Consider the following 18,945-nt stretch of genomic DNA (forward strand, 5'->3'; position numbering starts at 1 on the left):
GGTTCATATGCGATCGCCCTGCCTAACCGACGAGGGGCGATACGAGATCGCCCTTCACATCAATTGTAATTCCAGAAAGCCCTCAGAATTAGAACAAAATTCCACTCCTCTGGGGATATTCGCAAAAAATTCAAGAATACTGGATATTGCGGTGCTGACGAATGACCCCTTGGTGTTGAATGACCAACGAACTTGATCTTCCGACTGTCCTCTTCTTGCAGAAAGCGTCCTATATCGCTGGCGCTTTGACTTTGGGCTATTTGCGGCTCACCTCGGCGGAAAGCCGTGGGGTCGGGCTTCTCGCAGCGAGCTTTATGGTCCTTGCCGCGGGATCGACACTGGCGGGGTATGCAGAGCTTTATCCAGCACTTTACGGCTTTCTAAGTCTCGTCAATATCGTGCTTGGGGTTCTGGGGTATTGCCTTCTTGCCTTGGCCTTTGTCCTGATCAGCGATCCCGATCGTAAAATCAATCCATGGCTTGTATTCCTGCCAGCAATCGGAACTTTGGCTGCTGGATTGATCACAGCATTCCATCTGACTAACACCTACCGGGCGACAACTTTCACTGTTCTCGGTTGTTTGACGATGGCTGCTACCGCCGTTGTCGTGTTTCGGGATGCATATCGTGAGCCGCTGCCGATCCGCAGGTTGATTGTAGGACTGCTTGCCGCCGCCAGTCTGCTTTCGTTAATTATGGCGCTGGAATTCTCCACCAGGTCCTTTCCTGTGCTCGCTGTGGCTAACGGCTTCCTTCTGATGATCATTTCCAAGTTCGTGCTTGCGATTGCAATCGTGATCTTCATCAGCGAGCGTCAACATGCCAAGATTAAAAACCTTGCTGACCGCGATCACCTCACAGGCCTCTACAATCGTCGCTTTTTTAATGCAAACGCGCCTAGCCAGCCACATCCCGGAGACGCGGTTCTTTTTCTGGACATAGATCATTTCAAGCAATTGAACGATCGCTGGGGGCATGCAGCGGGCGACGAGGTTCTTTCAACGATGGCGCAGGCGGTGCAGTCAACCTTACCGAAAGGGGCGTTGCTAGCGCGCCAAGGGGGAGAAGAGTTTATCGTCTTCCTTCCGGCAAAGGTGGGGGACGCGTTATTTTATGCGGAGCGGATCCGCAAGACCGTGGCCGAACTCCGCTTTCCTACACTTGATCCCGAGATTACGGTGACGATAAGTGGTGGGGTTGCAAGAGCTTTCCACGGGACTGAACTTGCGAGCCTTTGCCGGGAGGCTGACCAAGCATTGTATCTGGCAAAAGCTGCGGGACGAGATCGCATATGCGATGCTGACCTCGACGCAGTTCCGCAAAACCGCCTGCGATTGGCTTAACGCAAGACCAAGGGGGCTTCTCTTGGCAGGCGCTCGCCGAAATGCTGTTGAACAAGCTGGACGATAATTGGCGCAAGATCGCGCAGGTCGGAGCTGAGGGCAGAAGAGCGCCGCAAGCCTCTCGGCTCGCCGCCATCGTGGCCAAAGGCGAGACTGCAACGAAAAAGAATCCTCTTCAGCGGCAGCGCTTTTTGATTAGGCTCTCGTCGGTTGCGGCAACGAAATTGTCTTGACGGATTTCCTCAACGATCTTTAATTAACTGATCTGCTGGACCAACCAGTGGACCGGGGGGCGCGATGGACGAAAGTCCGATCTTGACCGAGGTGCCGAATATCGCGCGGAGTCTCGCCCGCCGAACGGCGCGTGATGTCATCGCCGAGAAGCTGATGGTCCTGATCGCCACCAACATGTTGCGACCGGGCGACGAGCTGCCGGGCGAGCGTGAATTGGCTAACGTTCTTCATGTCAGCCGCGAAACGGTGCGTGGCGCTATTCAGGCGCTCGCCGCGCAGGGCATTATCGAAGTTTCGCATGGCAGCCGCAGCCGCGTCTGTGAGGTCGATCTCAGCCACATTACGGTGACGATCGCCTCTCCCAATGCAATCGACGGCTATGATCTGGAATCCGTCCACGCTGCCCGTCTTCACATCGAACTCAAGGTTGTCCGCGACGCCGCCGAGCGCATCGATGACGTCACCCTGGCAAAGCTGCAGGCGCTGCTGGAGGCCCAGCGTCTCGGGGGCGACGATGCGATGCGTTTCCTGATCTGCGACCGCGAATTCCACGTGGCCATCTATCGGGCCTGCGGAAACCCGCTCCTCGCTGCCTTTGTCACCGATTTATACACTTACATGATGAATTACCGCCGCCATGCCATGGCCAAGCCGGGTGCCGTCGAGGCGAGCTACAGCGATCATCTGGCGATCTTTGAGGCGCTCGCTCGCCATGCCAAGATGCCGTCGTTGCGGCGTTCGAGCATCATCTGACGCGTATTTACGACACGACCAAGGTTCAACTGGCGAGCGGCAATCCGGTCTGATCTGGCCAGTATGAGGAGATATGGCTGAGATGCACGTGAGAGAGATAAAGATGCCGGTCGGCGGCGGGGGATAGGACGTCGAAGTCGGATTAATGCATTCTGGCGGTTCGTGCCTCGGAGGAGGGCTGACCGCAAGTCAGGCAGGTGAAAGGTTCTGGGAGGGGCTTTTATGGCAGGTGTCGAGTTTGTCGATGTCAGGAAATCATTCGGGGCGTTCCCGGTTATCAAGGGTGTGAATATCGATATTGCGGACGGGGAATTCGTGATCCTGGTCGGACCGTCCGGGTGCGGAAAGTCCACGCTTCTCAGAATGCTTGCCGGGCTCGAGAATATTTCCGCCGGCGAGATCCGTATCGGCAATCGCGTGGTCAATGGAATGGCGCCGGGCGACCGCGACATAGCCATGGTGTTTCAGAATTATGCGCTCTATCCGCATATGTCGGTGGCCCAGAACATGGCTTTCTCGCTGATGCTCAAACGCGCGCCGAAAGCGGACATGGACCAGCGCGTCAAGAAGGCGGCTGAAATCCTGGGGCTGACCAAACTTCTCGACCGCTATCCCCGCCAGCTTTCCGGCGGTCAGCGCCAGCGTGTCGCCATGGGCCGCGCGATCGTGCGCGATCCCCAGGTCTTCCTCTTCGACGAACCGCTTTCCAATCTTGACGCCAAGCTCCGGGTTGCCATGCGCGCGGAAATCAAGGAGCTGCACCAACGTCTCGGCACCACGACCGTCTACGTCACGCATGATCAGATCGAGGCCATGACGATGGCCGACAAGATCGTCGTCATGCATGATGGCGTCGTAGAGCAGGTGGGAAAGCCGCTGGATCTCTACGACACGCCTGCCAATCTTTTCGTCGCGGGTTTCATCGGCTCGCCGGCGATGAACATGATCAAAGGCCGCCTCGATACGGAGAGCGATGGCCGGTTCATCGCGTCGGATGGAACTGTCCTGCCGGTTGCAAATCCGCCCGCTGGCGCCAGAGCGCGCGACCTCGTCTATGGGCTGCGTCCGGAATACATCACGCTCGACCCCGAGGGGCTGCCCGCGGAAATCATCGTGATCGAGCCGACGGGCTATGAAACGCAGATGACGGTCCGGTTCGGCGGCAGCGATGTCAATTGCATCTTCCGGGAGAGGATCAATGCCAAACCCGGCGATACGCTGCGCATTTCCATCGATGTGCCGCATGTCCATCTCTTCGACGCCGAAAGCGGTCAGAGATTGACGATTTGATGCCGCTTCGGTGCGGAGCCGGAAGAAGAGGAGTCTTCCTGCTCACCCATCGATGCGGAAGCATTCGGCCGGTTCGAATGCGATAGTCGTCGTTCACCAAACGGGAAGGTGGGCGCCGGGGGAATTTGCTCCCGTTTTCAAAGGAGGAGTATCATGCCATTCAAGAGACGTGACTTTCTTGCCGCATCGGCGGCCGCCGCCGGCATCGCCGGCCTCTCGCCACTCGGTATACGCCCATCTTTCGCCCAGGCCGAACCGGGCTATACGCCCGAAAAGGGCGCAAGTCTCCGGCTGCTTCGCTGGACACCCTTCGTCAAGGGAGACGAGGATGCCTGGCTTGCCAATACCAAGAAATTCACCGAGGCGACGGGCGTCGAGGTTCGTGTTGACAAGGAAAGCTGGGAGGACATCCGACCGAAGGCTGCCGTCGCGGCCAACGTCGGCTCCGGTCCCGACATGGTGATGTGTTGGTTCGACGATGCTCATCAATATCCTGACAAACTCGTCGACCTGACGGAGCTCGCCACCTATCTCGGCAATAAATACGGCGGCTGGTATGACGGCGTGCGCGGGTATGCAACCCGCGGCGACAAGTTCATCGCCATGCCGCTGACGGCCATCGGTAATGCCGTCGTTTATCGCGACAGCCATGTCAAGGCCGCCGGTTTCAGCGAATTCCCCAAGGATACCGCGGGATTCCTTGAGCTTTGCAAGGCCATGAAGGCGAAAGGTACGCCCGCCGGCTTCCCGCATGGCAAGGCGGTCGGTGACGGCAACAATTACGCCCATTGGCTGCTTTGGAGCCATGGCGGCAAGATGGTGGACGAAAGCGGCAAGGTGACCATCAACAGCCCTGAAACGCTGGCGGCCATCCACTATGCGCAAGCCCTCTATGCAACCTTCATCCCCGGCACAGAGAGCTGGCAGGACATCAACAACAACCGGGCCTTCCTTGCCGGGCAGGTATCGCTGATCGCAAACGGCGTTTCGGTTTATTACGCAGCTAAAAAAGATCCGAAGCTTGCCGAAATCGCGGCAGATATCAGAACCACAAACTTCCCGATCGGCCCGGTCGGCAAGAGTGTCGAACTGCACCAGACGAGCTCGCTGGTTCTATTCAGCCATACCAAATATCCGGAAGCAGCCAAGGCCTATATCAAGTTCATGATGGAAGGCGACCAGATGAACGCCTGGATCCAAGGATCGAGTGCCTATTGCTGCCAACCGTTGAAGGCCTTTGCCAACAATCCTGTCTGGACCGCCGATCCCGTTCACGCACCCTATGCACGCGCCTCGGAAACGCTACGCCCGAACGGCTATGCCGGCCCACTCGGCTATGCTTCGGCAGGTGTGATGGCCGATTACGTGCTCGTCGACATGTTCGCGGCCGCCGTAACCGGCCAGATGACGCCGGAGGATGCGATGAAAGAGGCTGAGCGACGCGCAAACCGTTATTACAAGGTTTGATCCCCCCAGAAGATCTGCAGCATGCCGGCGCCGGCATGCTGCGACCGTTCATCAGGAGATAATGCCATGTCGACCGTGACATCCGGCGATACGACGCGCGGCCCGATCAGATCGCTCATGCAGAACAACAATATGCTCGGCTTCCTCTTCATGTTGCCGGCAGCCATCTTTCTGGTTTGCTTTCTCACCTACCCACTGGGACTTGGGGTCTGGCTCGGTTTCACGGACACGCGGATCGGGCGCGCCGGCAGTTTCATCGGCTTGGAGAATTATCAATACCTGGTCAATGATTCCGTCTTCTGGCTGTCGGTCTTCAATACACTGCTCTACACTTTCGTAGCTTCCGTCCTGAAATTCGTGCTAGGCCTTTGGTTGGCGCTGCTTCTCAATCAGCACCTCCCATTCAAATCCTTCTTCCGGGCAATCGTGCTCCTGCCCTGGGTCGTGCCGACGGTGCTTTCGGGATTGGCATTCTGGTGGATCTACGACTCCCAGTTTTCCATTATCTCGTGGTCCCTGATGAAAATTGGCCTGATCCATAGTCCGATCAATTTCCTCGGCGATCCGACCAATGCAAGGATCTCGGTGATCATCGCCAATGTCTGGCGCGGCATTCCTTTCGTCGCGATCTCGCTGCTCGCCGGCCTGCAGACGATTCCCGCTTCGCTTCAGGAGGCGGCGTCCCTTGATGGCGCTACGAGTTGGCAGCGTTTCCGGTATGTAACGCTGCCGATGTTGACGCCGATCATCGCCGTCGTGATGACGTTCTCCGTGCTGTTCACATTCACGGATTTCCAGTTGATCTATGTGCTGACCAAGGGCGGGCCGGTCAACGCGACGCATCTGATGGCGACGCTTTCTTTTCAGCGCGGCATTCCGGGCGGTCAGCTCGGCGAGGGTGCGGCAATCGCGGTGGCAATGATCCCCTTCCTGCTTGCCGCCATCATGTTCAGCTTCTTCGGTCTGCAGCGCCGCAAATGGCAGCAGGGTGGACAGGACTGAGATTGGGAGAACGCCATGACCATAAAAACCGAAACGGCCAATCCCATTCTTACCGACGACATCCAAGGCATGGGCTATCTGAACCGGCTGCCTCGCCGTATCGTCATGCTCTATCTGCCGATGGCGGTCTTTGTCTTCATTCTTCTGTTTCCCTTCTACTGGATGGCCATAACGGCGATCAAGCCGAACGCACAGCTGACCGACTACAATAACTACAGCCCCTTCTGGGTCGTGGAGCCGACGCTCGATCACATTAAATACCTGTTCTTCGAGACCTCCTATCCAGGCTGGCTCTGGAACACGATATTGGTGGCGGTGGGATCGACGGTGTTGTCGCTGCTGGCGTCGATTTTTGGCGCCTACGCAATCGAGCGGGTGCGCTTTACCGGCTCTCGTTCGATCGGGCTGCTGATTTTTCTGGCCTACCTCGTTCCGCCTTCGATCCTGTTCATTCCCTTGGCTTTCATCGTCTTCAAGCTGGGAATTTACGATTCCAGACTTGCTCTCATCTTCACCTATCCAACCTTCCTCATTCCATTCTGCACTTGGCTATTGATGGGCTATTTCAGGTCGATACCCTTCGAGCTGGAAGAAAGCGCGCTGGTCGATGGCGCCAGCCGCTGGCAGATCCTTGTCAAAATTATTCTGCCCCTGGCGGTGCCCGGACTGATCTCGGCCGGCATCTTCGCCTTTACGCTGTCCTGGAACGAATTCATCTATGCGCTCACCTTCATTCAATCGTCGGAAAACAAAACGATCCCGGTCGGTGTTCTGACGGAGTTGGTTCGCGGCGATGTTTTCGAGTGGGGGTCGCTCATGGCCGGCGCATTATTCGGTTCACTGCCGGTCGTCATCCTCTACTCTTTCTTCGTCGACTACTACGTTTCGTCGATGACCGGTGCCGTGAAGGAGTGACGAATGCCGCGGCGGCGGATCGCTGATGCAGCGGTCCGCTTCCTTGGGGCCTTCTGGCATTCAACTCCGTCTTGGTTGCGTCTCGTCCCTCGGAACGGTTGAACCACTGTTTTTCATGAATGAAAAACACCCTGCAGATTTGGCTGTTTATCACTCCGGCATCTCTGCCTATGTCTGCCTGCAACGGTGGATGATCGTGGAGGATGACATGCTGACCAAAGCCGATAGCGTGACCAAAATAACGCTCTGGAATGACCGGGAAATTCCACGCCTTGGCATGGGATGCTGGGCAATCGGCGGACCATTTTACGCTGGCGACGTGCCTCTCGGCTGGGGCGAAGTCGATGACGATGAATCGATCCGTGCTATCGACCGGGCGGTGGATCTCGGCATTCGCTTCTTCGACACTGCCTCGAATTACGGGGCTGGGCATTCTGAAGAGGTGGTTGGCAGAGCGCTCGGCAATCGCGACGATATCATCATCGCCACCAAATTCGGCTTCGCGACGGACGAGAAGACCAAGCAAGCGACAGGCGCTTTCTCCGATCCCGCCTTTATCCGGCGGTCCGCCGAGACATCCTTGCGCCGTCTGCGCCGCGATCGTCTGGATCTGCTGCAGTTCCATCTCAACGATTTTCCGCTTGAAGCGTCTGACGAGGTATTCGAGACACTCGAAACGCTCAAGGCTGAAGGCAAGATTGACGCCTTCGGCTGGAGCACTGACCACCCGGATCGTGCGGCACGTCATGTGCATCGCGCAGGGTTCGTCTCGGTTCAACATACGATGAACGTCTTCGAGCCGGTTCCGGCGACGATCGATGTCATCGAGCGCAACGGCTTGATTTCCATCAATCGCGGTCCGCTTGCCATGGGGCTGCTTAGCGGCAAGTTCACGCCTGACAAGGCTATCGGCGAGAAGGATGTGCGCGGTGCGAGCCTCGACTGGATGGTCTACTTCAAAGACGGCAGGATCGCGCCTGAATTTGCTGCTCGCCTGGAGGCGATCCGTAATCTGCTGACCGAGGATGGACGTACGCTTACGCAGGGTGCGCTTGCCTGGTTATGGGCGCGTTCGCCCCGCACGCTGCCAATTCCCGGCTTCCGTACAGTTGCCCAAGTCGAGGAAAACGCCGGTGCCCTGGCAAAGGGACCCTTGCGAGCAGATGTGATGGCGGCGATCGATCAAGCGTTGGCCGGCCTGTAGATCGGTCCATACATATGCCGAGAGACGGATCGTCGCTATCACATATTCCCAAAAACTCGTCCTTCGCCATCCGGCGGCGGAGCCGGTTGACGTGCCGGTTCGTATCCTCGATATCGCAGGTCTCGCAGCGAAAGCGGTTCTTGTCCGGCATGATGTTTTCGCCAAGGTGCCCAATCTCGGGAAACCCACCGATATGAAGTGTCTTGTGGAGGTCGTTCGATCGCTTTGAAGCCTTCCCGAAAGGTCGATGGTCATTGCTTTGTGCGCTCTGCGGGGCCGCCCAGCGGAACCGACGAGCGCGGAAAGTTCCCTTTGAGGGAGACTGCCATGACCGTCTCGGCGCCCGGCGAATCTTCATTCCGCTCCGGAAATACCTTTCTTAGGCCGAGGTAGATAAAACCCATTCTCAAATAGCCGCGTCAAAACTGACCTGGTCAGCCGTCGGGACGGCTCATCGAAGAAGCGCCAAAGCAGGTATGAAATGCATATCAGAAGCAGTACGGTCATCGTCACAACGGTTTCCGGCGAAGCCGTCGCTCCGACCTTATTGAAGATTACGTAACCGATGTGCTGATGCAGTAGATAAAAGGGATAGCTGATGCCGCCAAGCGCGAGCATCATGCCTCCAGGCAAAAGCGAACGCTGTCGCTTTATTGCCAAGGCGACAATTGCCACAATGGCAAGGCAGGAACAGACAACAACCAGATCGCTATAGTCCACACCGTAATTCTCGCGATTCCATTGGGTCATTTCCAAGGATTGGTACAGGGCAACCGCAACCGATAAGGCAAGCAAAACGAAATTGCGAAGCGTGTAGCCTTCGCGAAACGCGGCGTAAAAAACCAAGCCGATACAGAAAAAGCCGCTTTCGTCGGTCAGCGCGAGATGGCGCATCAAAGGATTGGCAAAGAAAGCACGATCTACTGTTGAAACAAGCAGCCAGCCGACAACAAAGGCCGGATACAGCCGCGGCTTGAAACCGCCCAGTTTTATCAGAACGAAAACCCAACCGTAAAACACGACCTCGTAAGAGATCGACCAATAGGAGCCGTCCATGATCTCTTGCCCTAGCAGTCCGGGCTGGAGGAGTAGATTAGCGGCCCATTGCGCAACGGTCGCGTTGATCTGCGGCGCGCCATAAATGGCGACGATCAGGAACGTCAATGTCATGCATAATACGAACATCGGATAAATTCGCGCAAAGCGCGCGATAGCAAATTGCCCCGGTGTTCGCCCTTCCGCCGAGTAGGCGATGACGAAACCGCTTATCACGAAGAACATCTGCACGCCCAGATATCCGTATTTCAACACTGATATCCAGTCTGGAAGATTCATCTCGGTAAAACCAAGCGTTTTGCCTCGGAACCCGAAATGAAAGAGCGCCACCGCAAGTGCAGCCAGGAACCTGAGCTCATCAAGTACGCCGATCCGCTCAGCGGAAGTGACATGTGGCACCTGCGTCATAGCGACGTCCAAGTCATTCAGCGAGCCCCGCGGTAAAGACAATCCTAAGCTTCAGCATCCTTACACTCAACCGAAGGTCGGAACAAGAAGGCCACTATCGAGCGAGCGTCGACCCGCGACGTCTTGCCCTTCGCCTGCAGTTTTCGGCCTGGACAAGCGCCGCCTGCCCAGGTTTCGCAGGCGGTGCTCGTCCGGACTCGACCAGGATTTCAAGCGGATTTTTGGTTGAGAAACGCCACAACCTCTTCGCTGAAGGCTTGCGCAAACTCGATATTGGAGAAGTGTACGGTCGGGAAGGTTTTCAACCTCGCTCCGGGGATCGTATTGGCGATTGCTTCACCCATGGCGTGCGACGTCACGGTGTCGAACTCGCCGGCGATCACGAGCGTCGGGCTCTGGATGAGGGCGCTGGTACGGCGCATGTCGGCATCGCGCACGGCGGCAAACAGACCAGCGAGTCCCTTGCGTGATATGTTCAGCAACATCTCTCGAAACTGGCGAACAACCGGTCCGTTCGCGGCGATCATCGTTTTCGGAAACCAGTTGCCGAGGAAGGTCTCCGCGGCTTCCCTCATGTCCGGCGCAGCAAGCGTTGCGGCTATCGACCTGTCGAAGGTTTCGGCGGGGCCGAGGTAGGAAGAGGTATTGCTGAGGATCAGACGGTCGATCCGTTCCGGTGCGTGGATGGCAAGCCATTGGCCTACCCAGCCGCCGAGGGACAGGCCAAGAAAATGCGCTCTCTCAATCCCGAGCCAGTCCATCAGCTCCAGCACGTCGCGGCCGAGCCTTCCGTCGGAATAGGCGCCAGCCGGCACGTCCGAGCCGCCATGACCGCGGTAATCATAGCGGATGACCCGAAAGTGTTCGGCGAATTGAGGGATCTGGAGATCCCACATCTGCAGGGTGGTCGCAATGGAATTAGCAAGGATTAGTGCCGGGCGGTCGTCCCGCCCATCGATCCTGTAGGCGATCCGGACGCCATCGCCGGTGGTGAAGAACGACAGGGCGGCCGGCTCTTCGGGATTGAGCGTGGCGAGTTCTGCGGAATTATTCGTCATCGATATGGTCCTTCTCTTGTTGTTGGCACCTGCCGCATTGCCGCAGAATCTGGTTCCGGAAAGCGGGGCGGGGTCGAGAACAGTCCGACGCTAATTCTTTCTTCCTTCCAAAAAAATTGAAAAGATTGGAAAGTCATTGTAAATAGAATCTACAATGCAGCCATTCACGCTCCAGGAAATCCAATGTTTCGATGCGGTGGTCCGCGAAGGCGGCTTTCAAGCGGCGGCCTCCGTGTTGAACCGGTCGCATACGGCCGTGTTTGCAGCGATCGCCAAGCTCGAGGCCAATCTCGGCGTCGCCCTCCTCGATCGTACCGGCTATCGCGTAGATCTCACCGAAGCTGGTCGCTCCTTTCATCGCAAGGCGCAGGCCCTGCTCGGCGAAATGGAAGCGCTACGGGTGCATGCCCGTCAGCTCACAATGGGAGAGGAGACGTATCTGCGCGTGATCCTTGGCGACACCTGCCCGTTGCATGATGGCCTGCAATTGCTCGGTGGCTTCTTCGCCGCCTGTGCGAACACGCGGCTCGATCTGCATTTCGAGACGATTGGCGGACCATCCGAGCGGCTTTTAGAAGACGAAGCCGACCTGATCCTCCATTGGATCGATAAATCCGATCCGCGGCTCGAATGGATCGATCTCGGCGCGATCTCCTTCGTGCCGGTGGTTGCTCCTGACTTCCTGCCATTCGCACCCTCGCGATCGATCACTCCAGAACAAATGCGTGGGTTGACCCAATGCATCATCCGAGACACGGCGCGCGATATTGCAAAACCCAGTTTCTACGTGGTCGAGGGTGCACCGCAATGCACGGTCGCCGATCACGCGATGAAAAAGGAGATCGTCCTTCGCGGCATGGCCTGGGGGCATCTGCCCCGCTTCATGATCGAGGAGGAGTTGCGTGACGGACGTCTGCTCTCCATCACGGGACAGCATTTCCCGGGCATGGATATCGACCTTGTGGCGGCACGCCGCCGCGACCGCCCGCACGGACCCATCGCCAGCCGACTCTGGCACTACATCCAAACGCATCCCCGATTTGCGGATAAGGCCTCGACTTCATCGCCGAGATGAGCAGAATGAGTAGGAGATCGCTCTCCATCAAGAGCTTTGCGGCTGGCCTACGGCAAGGTTAGGCTAGCATTGAATGGGAGCCATTGGGTATTTTACCGGAGATGAAGCATGTTCACTCACGTCATGATCGGCAGCAACGATTTGGAACGAGCCAGAAGCTTCTACGACGCCACATTCGCTGCATTGGGTGGTAATCCGGGCGAGATGGATGAGCGAGGCAGGCTGGTCTATATCCACGAGGGTGGTCGGCTGATGATCACGAAACCGATCGATGGCAAGCCTGCGACCGCGGCTAACGGCGGGACTATCGGTATAGCCGCCGCGAGCCCCGGCCATGTTCTGGCGTGGCATGCCGCCGGTGTCGCGCATGGTGGCATGGCGATCGAAAGTCCGCCCTCCGAGCGCCCGAACGGAGCATTCGTCGCATATCTTCGCGATCCTGACGGAAATAAATTGTCCGCGCGGTCTCACCCGACGAAATGAAATGGGCGTCAAGCGGCGCCTGGGGCAGCCATGGTAATGTCGAGTTCGGGCGGATTTCCGTCACGGCAGCATCAGGTCAATAGCGGTCAATCCCTTCTTTCGGGGATCAGGCGTATCTGAGTTCCATGACGTGCCGAGACCTTGATCGCCGTCGATATCTCACGAAGCGGTCCACGCGCGACGAGCGCCTCCGGCTGAGGGACATTTCCAGGACCCGCATCGATAAAGGCGGCCCAGTCGTCTTCGGAATCGAGCATCGCCATGAACGACGTTGCGACGATTGCTTCGCCGCAGGCGGCGCATCGGAGTATGTATGAGCCTCCGTGGACGATCGATTCGGTCTTGTCTAGTCCGCATGAGGTGCAGAGCAACGTATCACTCATTGCGTCACCCCAATGTCGACTGGTTCAAAGACGTCGCGACAACAGAATTCAACATGCGTTCCAAGAGGATCGATGGCGACACACTGTTGTTTGTTCCGTATCGCCATGAAAACCCAGCCTATGCAGCGAAATTGTCTTTCGCCGAACGCAATGCTCAGCGGTTGCCGATCGACGGACTGAACACCATGAGGCTCAGTATCTCGAAGAGCACTTGAGCTCCAGCATGTGCGGTGTTGGTCGTTGCGTCATATTGGGGAGCGACTTCGACGACGTCGCCGCCTACGAGATTGATGCCTTTCAGTCCGCGTATCAGTTCAAGAACTTCGCGCGTCGTCAATCCGCCGACTTCCGGCGTGCCTGTACCGGGGGCAAAACTCGGATCGAGGCTGTCGATGTCGAAGGATAGATAGGTCGGGCCGTCACCGACGATGGATTTGGCCTTGGCAATGACCGCTTCCATCCCCATTGCGCTGATGTCTTCTGCGTGGATCACGGTCATTCCCGATTTATAGGAGAATTCCCATAGATATTCCGCCGAACCGCGGATGCCGATCTGGATCGTCCTTGTCGGATCAAGCACGCCATCCAGCACGGCGTTGCGAAACGGTCCGCCGTGATGAAACTTCGTCTGATCGAAGGCGCCGCTGGTGTCGCAGTGCGCATCGATATGAATGAGACCCACCGGCTCCTTCCGGCCGACCGCCTTCAAAATGGGATGGGTAATGGAGTGGTCACCTCCGACCGAGAGAGGCACGACGCCGGCATCGACGATCTGGCCGATACGCTTTTCGATGTCCTCGTGACTGAGCTCCAGCCTATAGCGGCTCTGGAACGGCACGTCGCCAATGTCGGCGACGCGAAGATCGAAGACCGGCGCCGTTCCCAGAACGTGGTTATAAGGACCTATCCTTTCGATGGCGCGAAGGGCGCGTGGTCCGAAGCGGGAGCCGGGGCGGTTGGTGACGCCGAGATCCATCGGAATTCCCGTGATCGCGACCTGGAGATTGCCGAAATCAGGCTCGTCGGCTGCGACCTGCATGTAGGGCGCGCTGAGGAAAGTCGGCACACCGGCATATGGTGCCAGTCTTGTGCCGCTCTTGGAGATGATCTTCTCTGCGACTTTGCGAAACTTCTCGTCGAATATCTCGCCGCCTTTGCTGTCTGCAAATTCCGCACGCAGCTGTTCGAGCCGCATCTTGTCCCACACCATTCGCATGCGTCTCCACTTGAGATCCGTATCACTCAACAAAGAGGTTGAGAAAGCAATTGGTATCGTTGTAGCAATCGGTATCAAAGAGAAATCGATATGACCGCTGCAAAATCCAATTCGCTTGTTGCCCGCCTCTCCCCTCCACCCATCCCTTCCGTCGTTGCCTGGGGCCGCGAATACAAGGGATTGAGGGGTCCACTTATTGATCTGTCGCAGGCCGTGCCCGGTTATCCTGCGCATCCTGAAATGCTGCGTCTGCTTGGCGAGACGGCTGCACAACAGGCGATGACGGGATACGGCCCGATCGAGGGCGAGCATTTGCTGCGGCAGGCCTATGCCGCACATGTCGCAAAAGTTTACGGCGCGGACATATCTGCCGGCAATATCCATATCACGGCCGGCTGCAATCAGGCGTTCATGTGCACGGCGATTGCTCTTGCAGGCGCCGGCGATACGGTCGCGCTCACCAATCCTTTCTATTTCAATCACGATACGACGCTGTCGATGCTGGGTATCGGGCGGCGGCTGGTCGACTGCGATCCCGCAACCGGCTTCCTTCCGGATCTCGGTTCAGCAGAGGCCGCGCTTTCCGCCGGCGCGAAGATGCTTGCCGTCGTGACGCCCAACAATCCTACCGGAGCAGTCTATCCGCCCGAGCTGCTTCACGCGCTTTTCAGGCTCTGCCGAAAATATGGCGCCTGGCTGGTCGTCGACGAAACCTACCGCGATTTCCTGGCCGAAGATTACGGCCGGCCGCATGCCCTGCTATCGGAGCCGGGTTGGGAGGATACGCTCGTTCTTCTCTACAGTTTCTCGAAATCCTTCTGCATCCCCGGTCATCGCCTCGGTGCCGTCACGGCAGGTCCCGAGCTCATTTCAGAGATCGCGAAGGTCATGGACAATATGCAGATCTGCGCCCCGCGTTCGGCTCAGATCGCAGTCGCGGCGGCTCTGCCTATCCTTGCCGACTGGCGGGCCGGCAACCGGCTGGAAATTGCTCGCCGTGCCGATGCCTTGAGGGGAGCGTTTTCCGAGCTGGCTGGCTGGGAGATTGCAGCGATAGGCGCCTATTTTGCCTTTGTTCACCATCCTTTCGAGGGGCGATCGTCGTCCGAGGTTGCCGAAGAACTTGCGAGGGAACGCGGCGTGGTCTGCATACCCGGGGCATATTTCGGGGAGGGGCAGGAGCGCTACCTTAGACTTGCCTTTGCCAATGCCGATGCCGCTTCGATCGGACTATTGCCGGATCGGCTGCGCTAGGCAGCGTTCATCAACGGCGGTCGGAAGGTCATGATAGCCGCCTCGCCAGTAGAGCAGCGGTCCGATGTCCTGCCGGATTTCCATCGCACAGATATGCCCGATCAGAATGGCATGGGAATGGTGATGGAATGCGGTTTCGAGCTTGCAGTCGAGGGCTGTCAGGGCATTTTCAAGTGCGGCGGCACCTGTCTTGAGGCGGTACCACCCGGCACCCTCGTAGCGGTCGGCGCCCTTGCGTCCGCCAATGCCGGAAAAGGATTGCGCGACGTGCTGTTGGTCGGCCGCAAGCACGTTGACGCAGAAACAGCCATACCGCTGCAGCGCCGGCCAGGAGGAAGAGATCCTGTTGATGCTGACGATGACGGAAGGCCGATCGGCCGAAAATGAAGAAACCGATGTTGCGGTGAAGCCGGTGCGGTCTTGGCCATCACCCACCGTTATCACGCTGACCGCACCGGCCAGATGACGCATCGATAGTCTGAATTCCGCGTCGCTGATCAGAGCCTCGTCACCCATTGAACAGGCCCTCAGCTCTTGGCAAAACGGTTTGCCGGCGTTGAAATGCCGAGGTTTTCGCGAAGGGTCCTGCCTTCATATTCCTCGCGGAACAGGCCGCGGCGGCGAAGCTCCGGCAGGACGAGCCGCACGAAGTCGTCGAGGCTGAATGGCAAGGTCGGAAACATCAGGATAAAGCCGTCGGCGGCACGCGTCTCGAACCACTCTTCCATGTAGTCGGCGATCTGGGACGGCGTGCCCGTTATGCCATTGCCGGTGTGTTTCTCCGCATAATGCCGGATCAGCTCACCGACGGTGTGACCGCTCTTGACGAAATCGACCAGTTCGTCGAACAGGGCACGCGACCCTTTCGGAGCGGCCGGCAGCCGGTCCATCGGGAAAGGCGCATCGAGAGCCACGCCACGCAGGTCCGCCTCCAGGAATTCGGAGAGCATCAACCGCCCGACATCGGGATGCATCTTGTCGATCAGATAGTCCACCTTCGCCTTTGCCTCGGCCTCGGTTTCACCGACATTGACAACGATCCCCGGCATGATTTTCAGATCATCCCGATCGCGGCCATGGGCGGCCATCCGGCTTTTGACATTGTCGTAGAAGGACCGGTTCCGTTCGATGTTCGATGCGAGGCTGAAGACGATCTCGGCGGTGCGTGCCGCCATATCCATTCCGGGTTCGGAACCACCGGCCTGGGCGATGACGGGACGGCCCTGTGGCGTTCGGGCGATGTTGAGGGGTCCGCGAACCTGGAAGTGCTTGCCCTTATGGTTGAGCGTGTGGTGCTTGTCCTTGTCGTAGTAAACACCGTTTTCGCGATCGAGAAGGAGCGCGCCTTCCTCGAAGCTGTCCCATAGGCCGAAGACAACGTCGACGAATTCGTTGCCGCGTTCATAGCGTAGCGCGTGCGGATCGAGCCCCTCGCGATTGAAGTTATAGCCGGTTTCGTCATGGTCTGACGTGACGACATTCCAGCAGGCGCGGCCCTTGCTCAGATGGTCGATCGAGGCAAACAGACGGGCGACATTGTAGGGCTCATAGTAGCTCGTCGAGACCGTTGCCACGAGACCGAGATCGTTGGTCGTGACCGCGAGTGCCGAGAGCAGCGACAGGGGCTCGAAGCGATTCATCTTTGTAGGAATGCGGGCGAGTGCGTTCGGATCGCCGACGGCCGCTGCCGGAGAATCGGCCATGAACATGAAATCGAATTTCGCCGCCTCGGATCGTTTGGCGACATCGAGCAGATGCGCGAAGTCGTTGGCGCCGTTGACATCGCTTGCCGGATGCAGCCAGGAGGCTGGATGAAAGCCGAACGTATAGACGAAAGTTCCGAGTTTCATCTTGTCGGTCCGTGCCATCGAATTCTCCCTTTATGTCAGTCTCGCATTCCTTTGAAGGCGAATGCGCAAATTATCGCCAGGCGCAAAATTTCATCAATATCGTGCAGCTGAGTTCCGTTTTAGTTTTTCTAAAATGTTGGTGCGGGCGCCGATACCAGACCCTGCTGGCGGGAAATGGCGACGAGCCACTCGCGAAACTGGCGCCCGTGCGGTTTTTCCAAGGCGGCCCGGTCCCAGGCGAGAAAGTAGCTTTCGCGCAGGGGAATGCGTATGTCGAGGGGAATGATGAGCGTCTGCGCCTCCAGCTCATCTGCGATCATCGACATCTGCGCGAGAACGACGCCGCGCTTGTTGACGGCGGCATCAATTGCGCTGCTCGAGAGCGTGAAGGAAAGGCCGGCGGCGGTTTCCTCGAGTGCCGCTCCCGTCTTCGCGGCGAATTCAAGCCAGCTTGGATAGGGCGTGAAATGCCGCTCCCATTCGACATGCAGGAGCGGATATTGAAGAAGTTGCGTCGCAGAAGGCGCTTTGCCCTTGATCAGGGCTGGCGAGCAGGCGGGAACCACCCAATCGCGGAACAGCTCGGTATAATGTTCATGCTGCAGTACGTCCGATCCGTAGCTGATGCGGAAATCGATGTCGTCGAAGCCCATGCGCGGTTCCTTGTCGCGACCGACGATCCTGACATGCGCATTTGGATGAAGGGCCTGCCAGTCGAAGATCCGGCGCCCGATCCATTTGTTGACGACGGAAGACAGCGCGCTGAGAACCAGGGCATTCTCGTTGCGAGCCCGTTCCAGGATCTGCTCCGCGGCTGCGAATTGTTCGAATCCCTTCGATATTTCCTGATGATAGAGCCGCCCCCATTGGGTGAGCTCCACCGTTCGACCATTGCGCTCAAGCAAGGTGACGCCGAGAAAGCTTTCGATCTTCCGAATCTGCTGACTGATCGCCCCGGGCGAAACCTTCAGCTCCAAGGCCGCGGCGCTCACGCTGCCGCAACGGCCGACGGCTTCGAAGGCTTGCAGACCTTTGAGCGGAACTGCCTTGCTGATCCGGTTCTCGTTCAAGAAGCATCTCCCGGTATCGGTAGATCGGTGACGGCTCTCTCATTCGGGTAAAAGTCGCCGGCAAACTGGAAACGATCACCGGGATGGATGAACTCGACATAGGTGACCGTGCGGCTGCTCTGCCATGTCTGACGGATGAGCGTCAGGCAGGCTTCGCCGCGTTCGGTTTCAAGCAGGCGCGCCGTCGCGGCATCTGCCGAGACGGCTCGAATGACATGCCGGGCTTTCGACCAGGGCACCATGTCCAGCAACCATTTGCCTGGTGGTACCGAAGCGAAACTCTCGGTTCTTGCTAAAGGCACCAGGTCCAGCATGATGATGCGCCGCTCAAGCGCATTCGCCTTGCCGTCGACCGCATGCAGGCAGTGAAGCCGCAGGATTTCCGCCCCCACGGTTTCGCCGAGCCGCACCGCGGTAGCAGAATCGAGCCTTTCGACCTTCCGCATCAGCATCGTGTGGCTATGTTCATGTCCCGCCAACTCCGCTTCCGTGGAAATGTCCTGGATGTCCATGACCGTGCGGTCGATTTGCCGCGAAGCGACAAAGGAGCCGAGCTTGCGACGACGTATGATCATGCCACGCTCAGCCAGGGTCGAGAGCGCCTTGTTCACGGTCATCCGAGAGCATTGATATTCTTTCAGCAGCTCGTGTTCGACAGGTATTCGGTACCCCGGCGGCCAGATGCCGCTCACGATCCTGCTTTCGATATCCTTCAGAATTCTCTGATGAATTGGGACCAACGCTCGCCTTGCTCCGGCAATGAATTCAATGTCCGTGAAAACCGCTTCTGCCAGATCCATCGGGCATCATGCGGCATAATTCTTGCGTTCGTTATGTTTTGTATTTGACAGTGTAGGCGAGGCTGTATCTATTTGTATAGACAA

Annotated in this window: 18 protein-coding genes and 1 pseudogene; 11 read left to right on the top strand and 8 right to left on the bottom strand. The window is 57.8% G+C overall.

Annotated features, from left to right (window positions below; all coding sequences use genetic code 11):
• Nucleotides 1–179: 179 nt before the first annotated feature.
• The 8 genes and pseudogenes from FHT85_RS05740 to FHT85_RS05775 all read left to right on the top strand — a co-directional run bounded on the left by FHT85_RS05740 (nucleotide 180) and on the right by FHT85_RS05775 (nucleotide 8,208).
• Nucleotides 180–1,343 carry a diguanylate cyclase gene (locus FHT85_RS05740; protein WP_112335957.1) on the top strand — a complete coding sequence of 388 codons (1,164 nt, stop codon included), beginning with the start codon at nucleotides 180–182 and terminating at the stop codon, nucleotides 1,341–1,343.
• 41 nt (nucleotides 1,344–1,384) lie between these two features.
• Complete coding sequence (locus tag FHT85_RS05745; protein WP_112335956.1) at nucleotides 1,385–1,576, top strand: hypothetical protein; 192 nt, start codon at nucleotides 1,385–1,387, stop codon at nucleotides 1,574–1,576.
• Between the two features lie 64 nt (nucleotides 1,577–1,640).
• A pseudogene (locus tag FHT85_RS05750) lies at nucleotides 1,641–2,383 on the top strand (FadR/GntR family transcriptional regulator).
• Between the two features lie 169 nt (nucleotides 2,384–2,552).
• Nucleotides 2,553–3,620, top strand: a complete 1,068-nt coding sequence (locus FHT85_RS05755) for an ABC transporter ATP-binding protein (protein ID WP_112410285.1) — start codon at nucleotides 2,553–2,555, stop codon at nucleotides 3,618–3,620.
• Between the two features lie 153 nt (nucleotides 3,621–3,773).
• The gene (locus FHT85_RS05760) at nucleotides 3,774–5,087 is read left to right on the top strand and encodes an ABC transporter substrate-binding protein (protein WP_112335953.1); all 1,314 of its coding nucleotides are present in this window, start codon (nucleotides 3,774–3,776) and stop codon (nucleotides 5,085–5,087) included.
• Nucleotides 5,088–5,153: 66 nt separating this feature from the next.
• A complete protein-coding gene (locus FHT85_RS05765; RefSeq protein WP_112335952.1) occupies nucleotides 5,154–6,089 on the top strand; it encodes a carbohydrate ABC transporter permease in 936 nt (311 codons plus the stop codon).
• Nucleotides 6,090–6,104: 15 nt separating this feature from the next.
• Nucleotides 6,105–7,004 carry a carbohydrate ABC transporter permease gene (locus FHT85_RS05770; protein WP_112410286.1) on the top strand — a complete coding sequence of 300 codons (900 nt, stop codon included), beginning with the start codon at nucleotides 6,105–6,107 and terminating at the stop codon, nucleotides 7,002–7,004.
• 208 nt (nucleotides 7,005–7,212) lie between these two features.
• The gene (locus FHT85_RS05775; protein WP_112410444.1) at nucleotides 7,213–8,208 is read left to right on the top strand and encodes an aldo/keto reductase; all 996 of its coding nucleotides are present in this window, start codon (nucleotides 7,213–7,215) and stop codon (nucleotides 8,206–8,208) included.
• A gap of 354 nt (nucleotides 8,209–8,562) precedes the next feature.
• Here the strand turns inward: FHT85_RS05775 and FHT85_RS05780 are convergent, their stop codons facing one another.
• Nucleotides 8,563–9,672 (bottom strand): acyltransferase family protein, encoded by a 1,110-nt coding sequence (locus tag FHT85_RS05780; protein ID WP_112410287.1) that lies wholly within the window; start codon nucleotides 9,670–9,672, stop codon nucleotides 8,563–8,565.
• A gap of 209 nt (nucleotides 9,673–9,881) precedes the next feature.
• Nucleotides 9,882–10,730, bottom strand: a complete 849-nt coding sequence (locus FHT85_RS05785; RefSeq protein WP_112410288.1) for an alpha/beta fold hydrolase — start codon at nucleotides 10,728–10,730, stop codon at nucleotides 9,882–9,884.
• A gap of 154 nt (nucleotides 10,731–10,884) precedes the next feature.
• On the opposite strand from FHT85_RS05785, the gene FHT85_RS05790 reads away from it, so the two are divergent.
• Nucleotides 10,885–11,805 (top strand): LysR family transcriptional regulator, encoded by a 921-nt coding sequence (locus FHT85_RS05790; RefSeq protein ID WP_112410289.1) that lies wholly within the window; start codon nucleotides 10,885–10,887, stop codon nucleotides 11,803–11,805.
• Between the two features lie 108 nt (nucleotides 11,806–11,913).
• On the top strand, nucleotides 11,914–12,288 hold the full coding sequence (locus FHT85_RS05795) for a VOC family protein (RefSeq protein ID WP_112410290.1): 375 nt from the start codon (nucleotides 11,914–11,916) through the stop codon (nucleotides 12,286–12,288).
• 86 nt (nucleotides 12,289–12,374) lie between these two features.
• Here FHT85_RS05795 and FHT85_RS05800 read toward each other — a convergent pair whose 3' ends face one another.
• Both FHT85_RS05800 and speB read right to left on the bottom strand, forming a co-directional pair.
• Nucleotides 12,375–12,671, bottom strand: coding sequence for a hypothetical protein (locus FHT85_RS05800; protein WP_112410291.1), 297 nt, complete (start codon nucleotides 12,669–12,671; stop codon nucleotides 12,375–12,377).
• 154 nt (nucleotides 12,672–12,825) lie between these two features.
• Nucleotides 12,826–13,881: an agmatinase gene (speB, locus tag FHT85_RS05805; RefSeq protein WP_112410292.1), complete on the bottom strand. Its 1,056-nt coding sequence runs from the start codon at nucleotides 13,879–13,881 to the stop codon at nucleotides 12,826–12,828.
• Nucleotides 13,882–13,977: 96 nt separating this feature from the next.
• Here speB and FHT85_RS05810 point away from each other — a divergent pair, with 96 nt between their 5' ends.
• Nucleotides 13,978–15,141: an aminotransferase gene (locus FHT85_RS05810; protein ID WP_112410293.1), complete on the top strand. Its 1,164-nt coding sequence runs from the start codon at nucleotides 13,978–13,980 to the stop codon at nucleotides 15,139–15,141.
• On the opposite strand, the gene FHT85_RS05815 is transcribed toward FHT85_RS05810, so the two are convergent.
• The 4 genes from FHT85_RS05815 to FHT85_RS05830 form a co-directional block, all read right to left on the bottom strand.
• The gene (locus FHT85_RS05815; RefSeq protein WP_112410294.1) at nucleotides 15,118–15,657 is read right to left on the bottom strand and encodes a flavin reductase family protein; all 540 of its coding nucleotides are present in this window, start codon (nucleotides 15,655–15,657) and stop codon (nucleotides 15,118–15,120) included. The genes FHT85_RS05810 and FHT85_RS05815 overlap by 24 nt on opposite strands.
• Before the next feature lie 11 nt (nucleotides 15,658–15,668).
• Nucleotides 15,669–17,009, bottom strand: a complete 1,341-nt coding sequence (locus tag FHT85_RS05820) for an LLM class flavin-dependent oxidoreductase (protein WP_183774015.1) — start codon at nucleotides 17,007–17,009, stop codon at nucleotides 15,669–15,671.
• A 110-nt stretch (nucleotides 17,010–17,119) separates the two neighbouring features.
• The gene (locus FHT85_RS05825; protein ID WP_112410295.1) at nucleotides 17,120–18,061 is read right to left on the bottom strand and encodes a LysR family transcriptional regulator; all 942 of its coding nucleotides are present in this window, start codon (nucleotides 18,059–18,061) and stop codon (nucleotides 17,120–17,122) included.
• A complete protein-coding gene (locus FHT85_RS05830) occupies nucleotides 18,058–18,801 on the bottom strand; it encodes a UTRA domain-containing protein (RefSeq protein WP_112410445.1) in 744 nt (247 codons plus the stop codon). Before FHT85_RS05830 ends, FHT85_RS05825 begins: the two co-directional genes overlap by 4 nt.
• Between the last annotated feature and the right edge of the window lie 144 nt (nucleotides 18,802–18,945).

Source organism: Rhizobium sp. BK312, assembly GCF_014193605.1.
GTDB lineage: Bacteria > Pseudomonadota > Alphaproteobacteria > Rhizobiales > Rhizobiaceae > Rhizobium.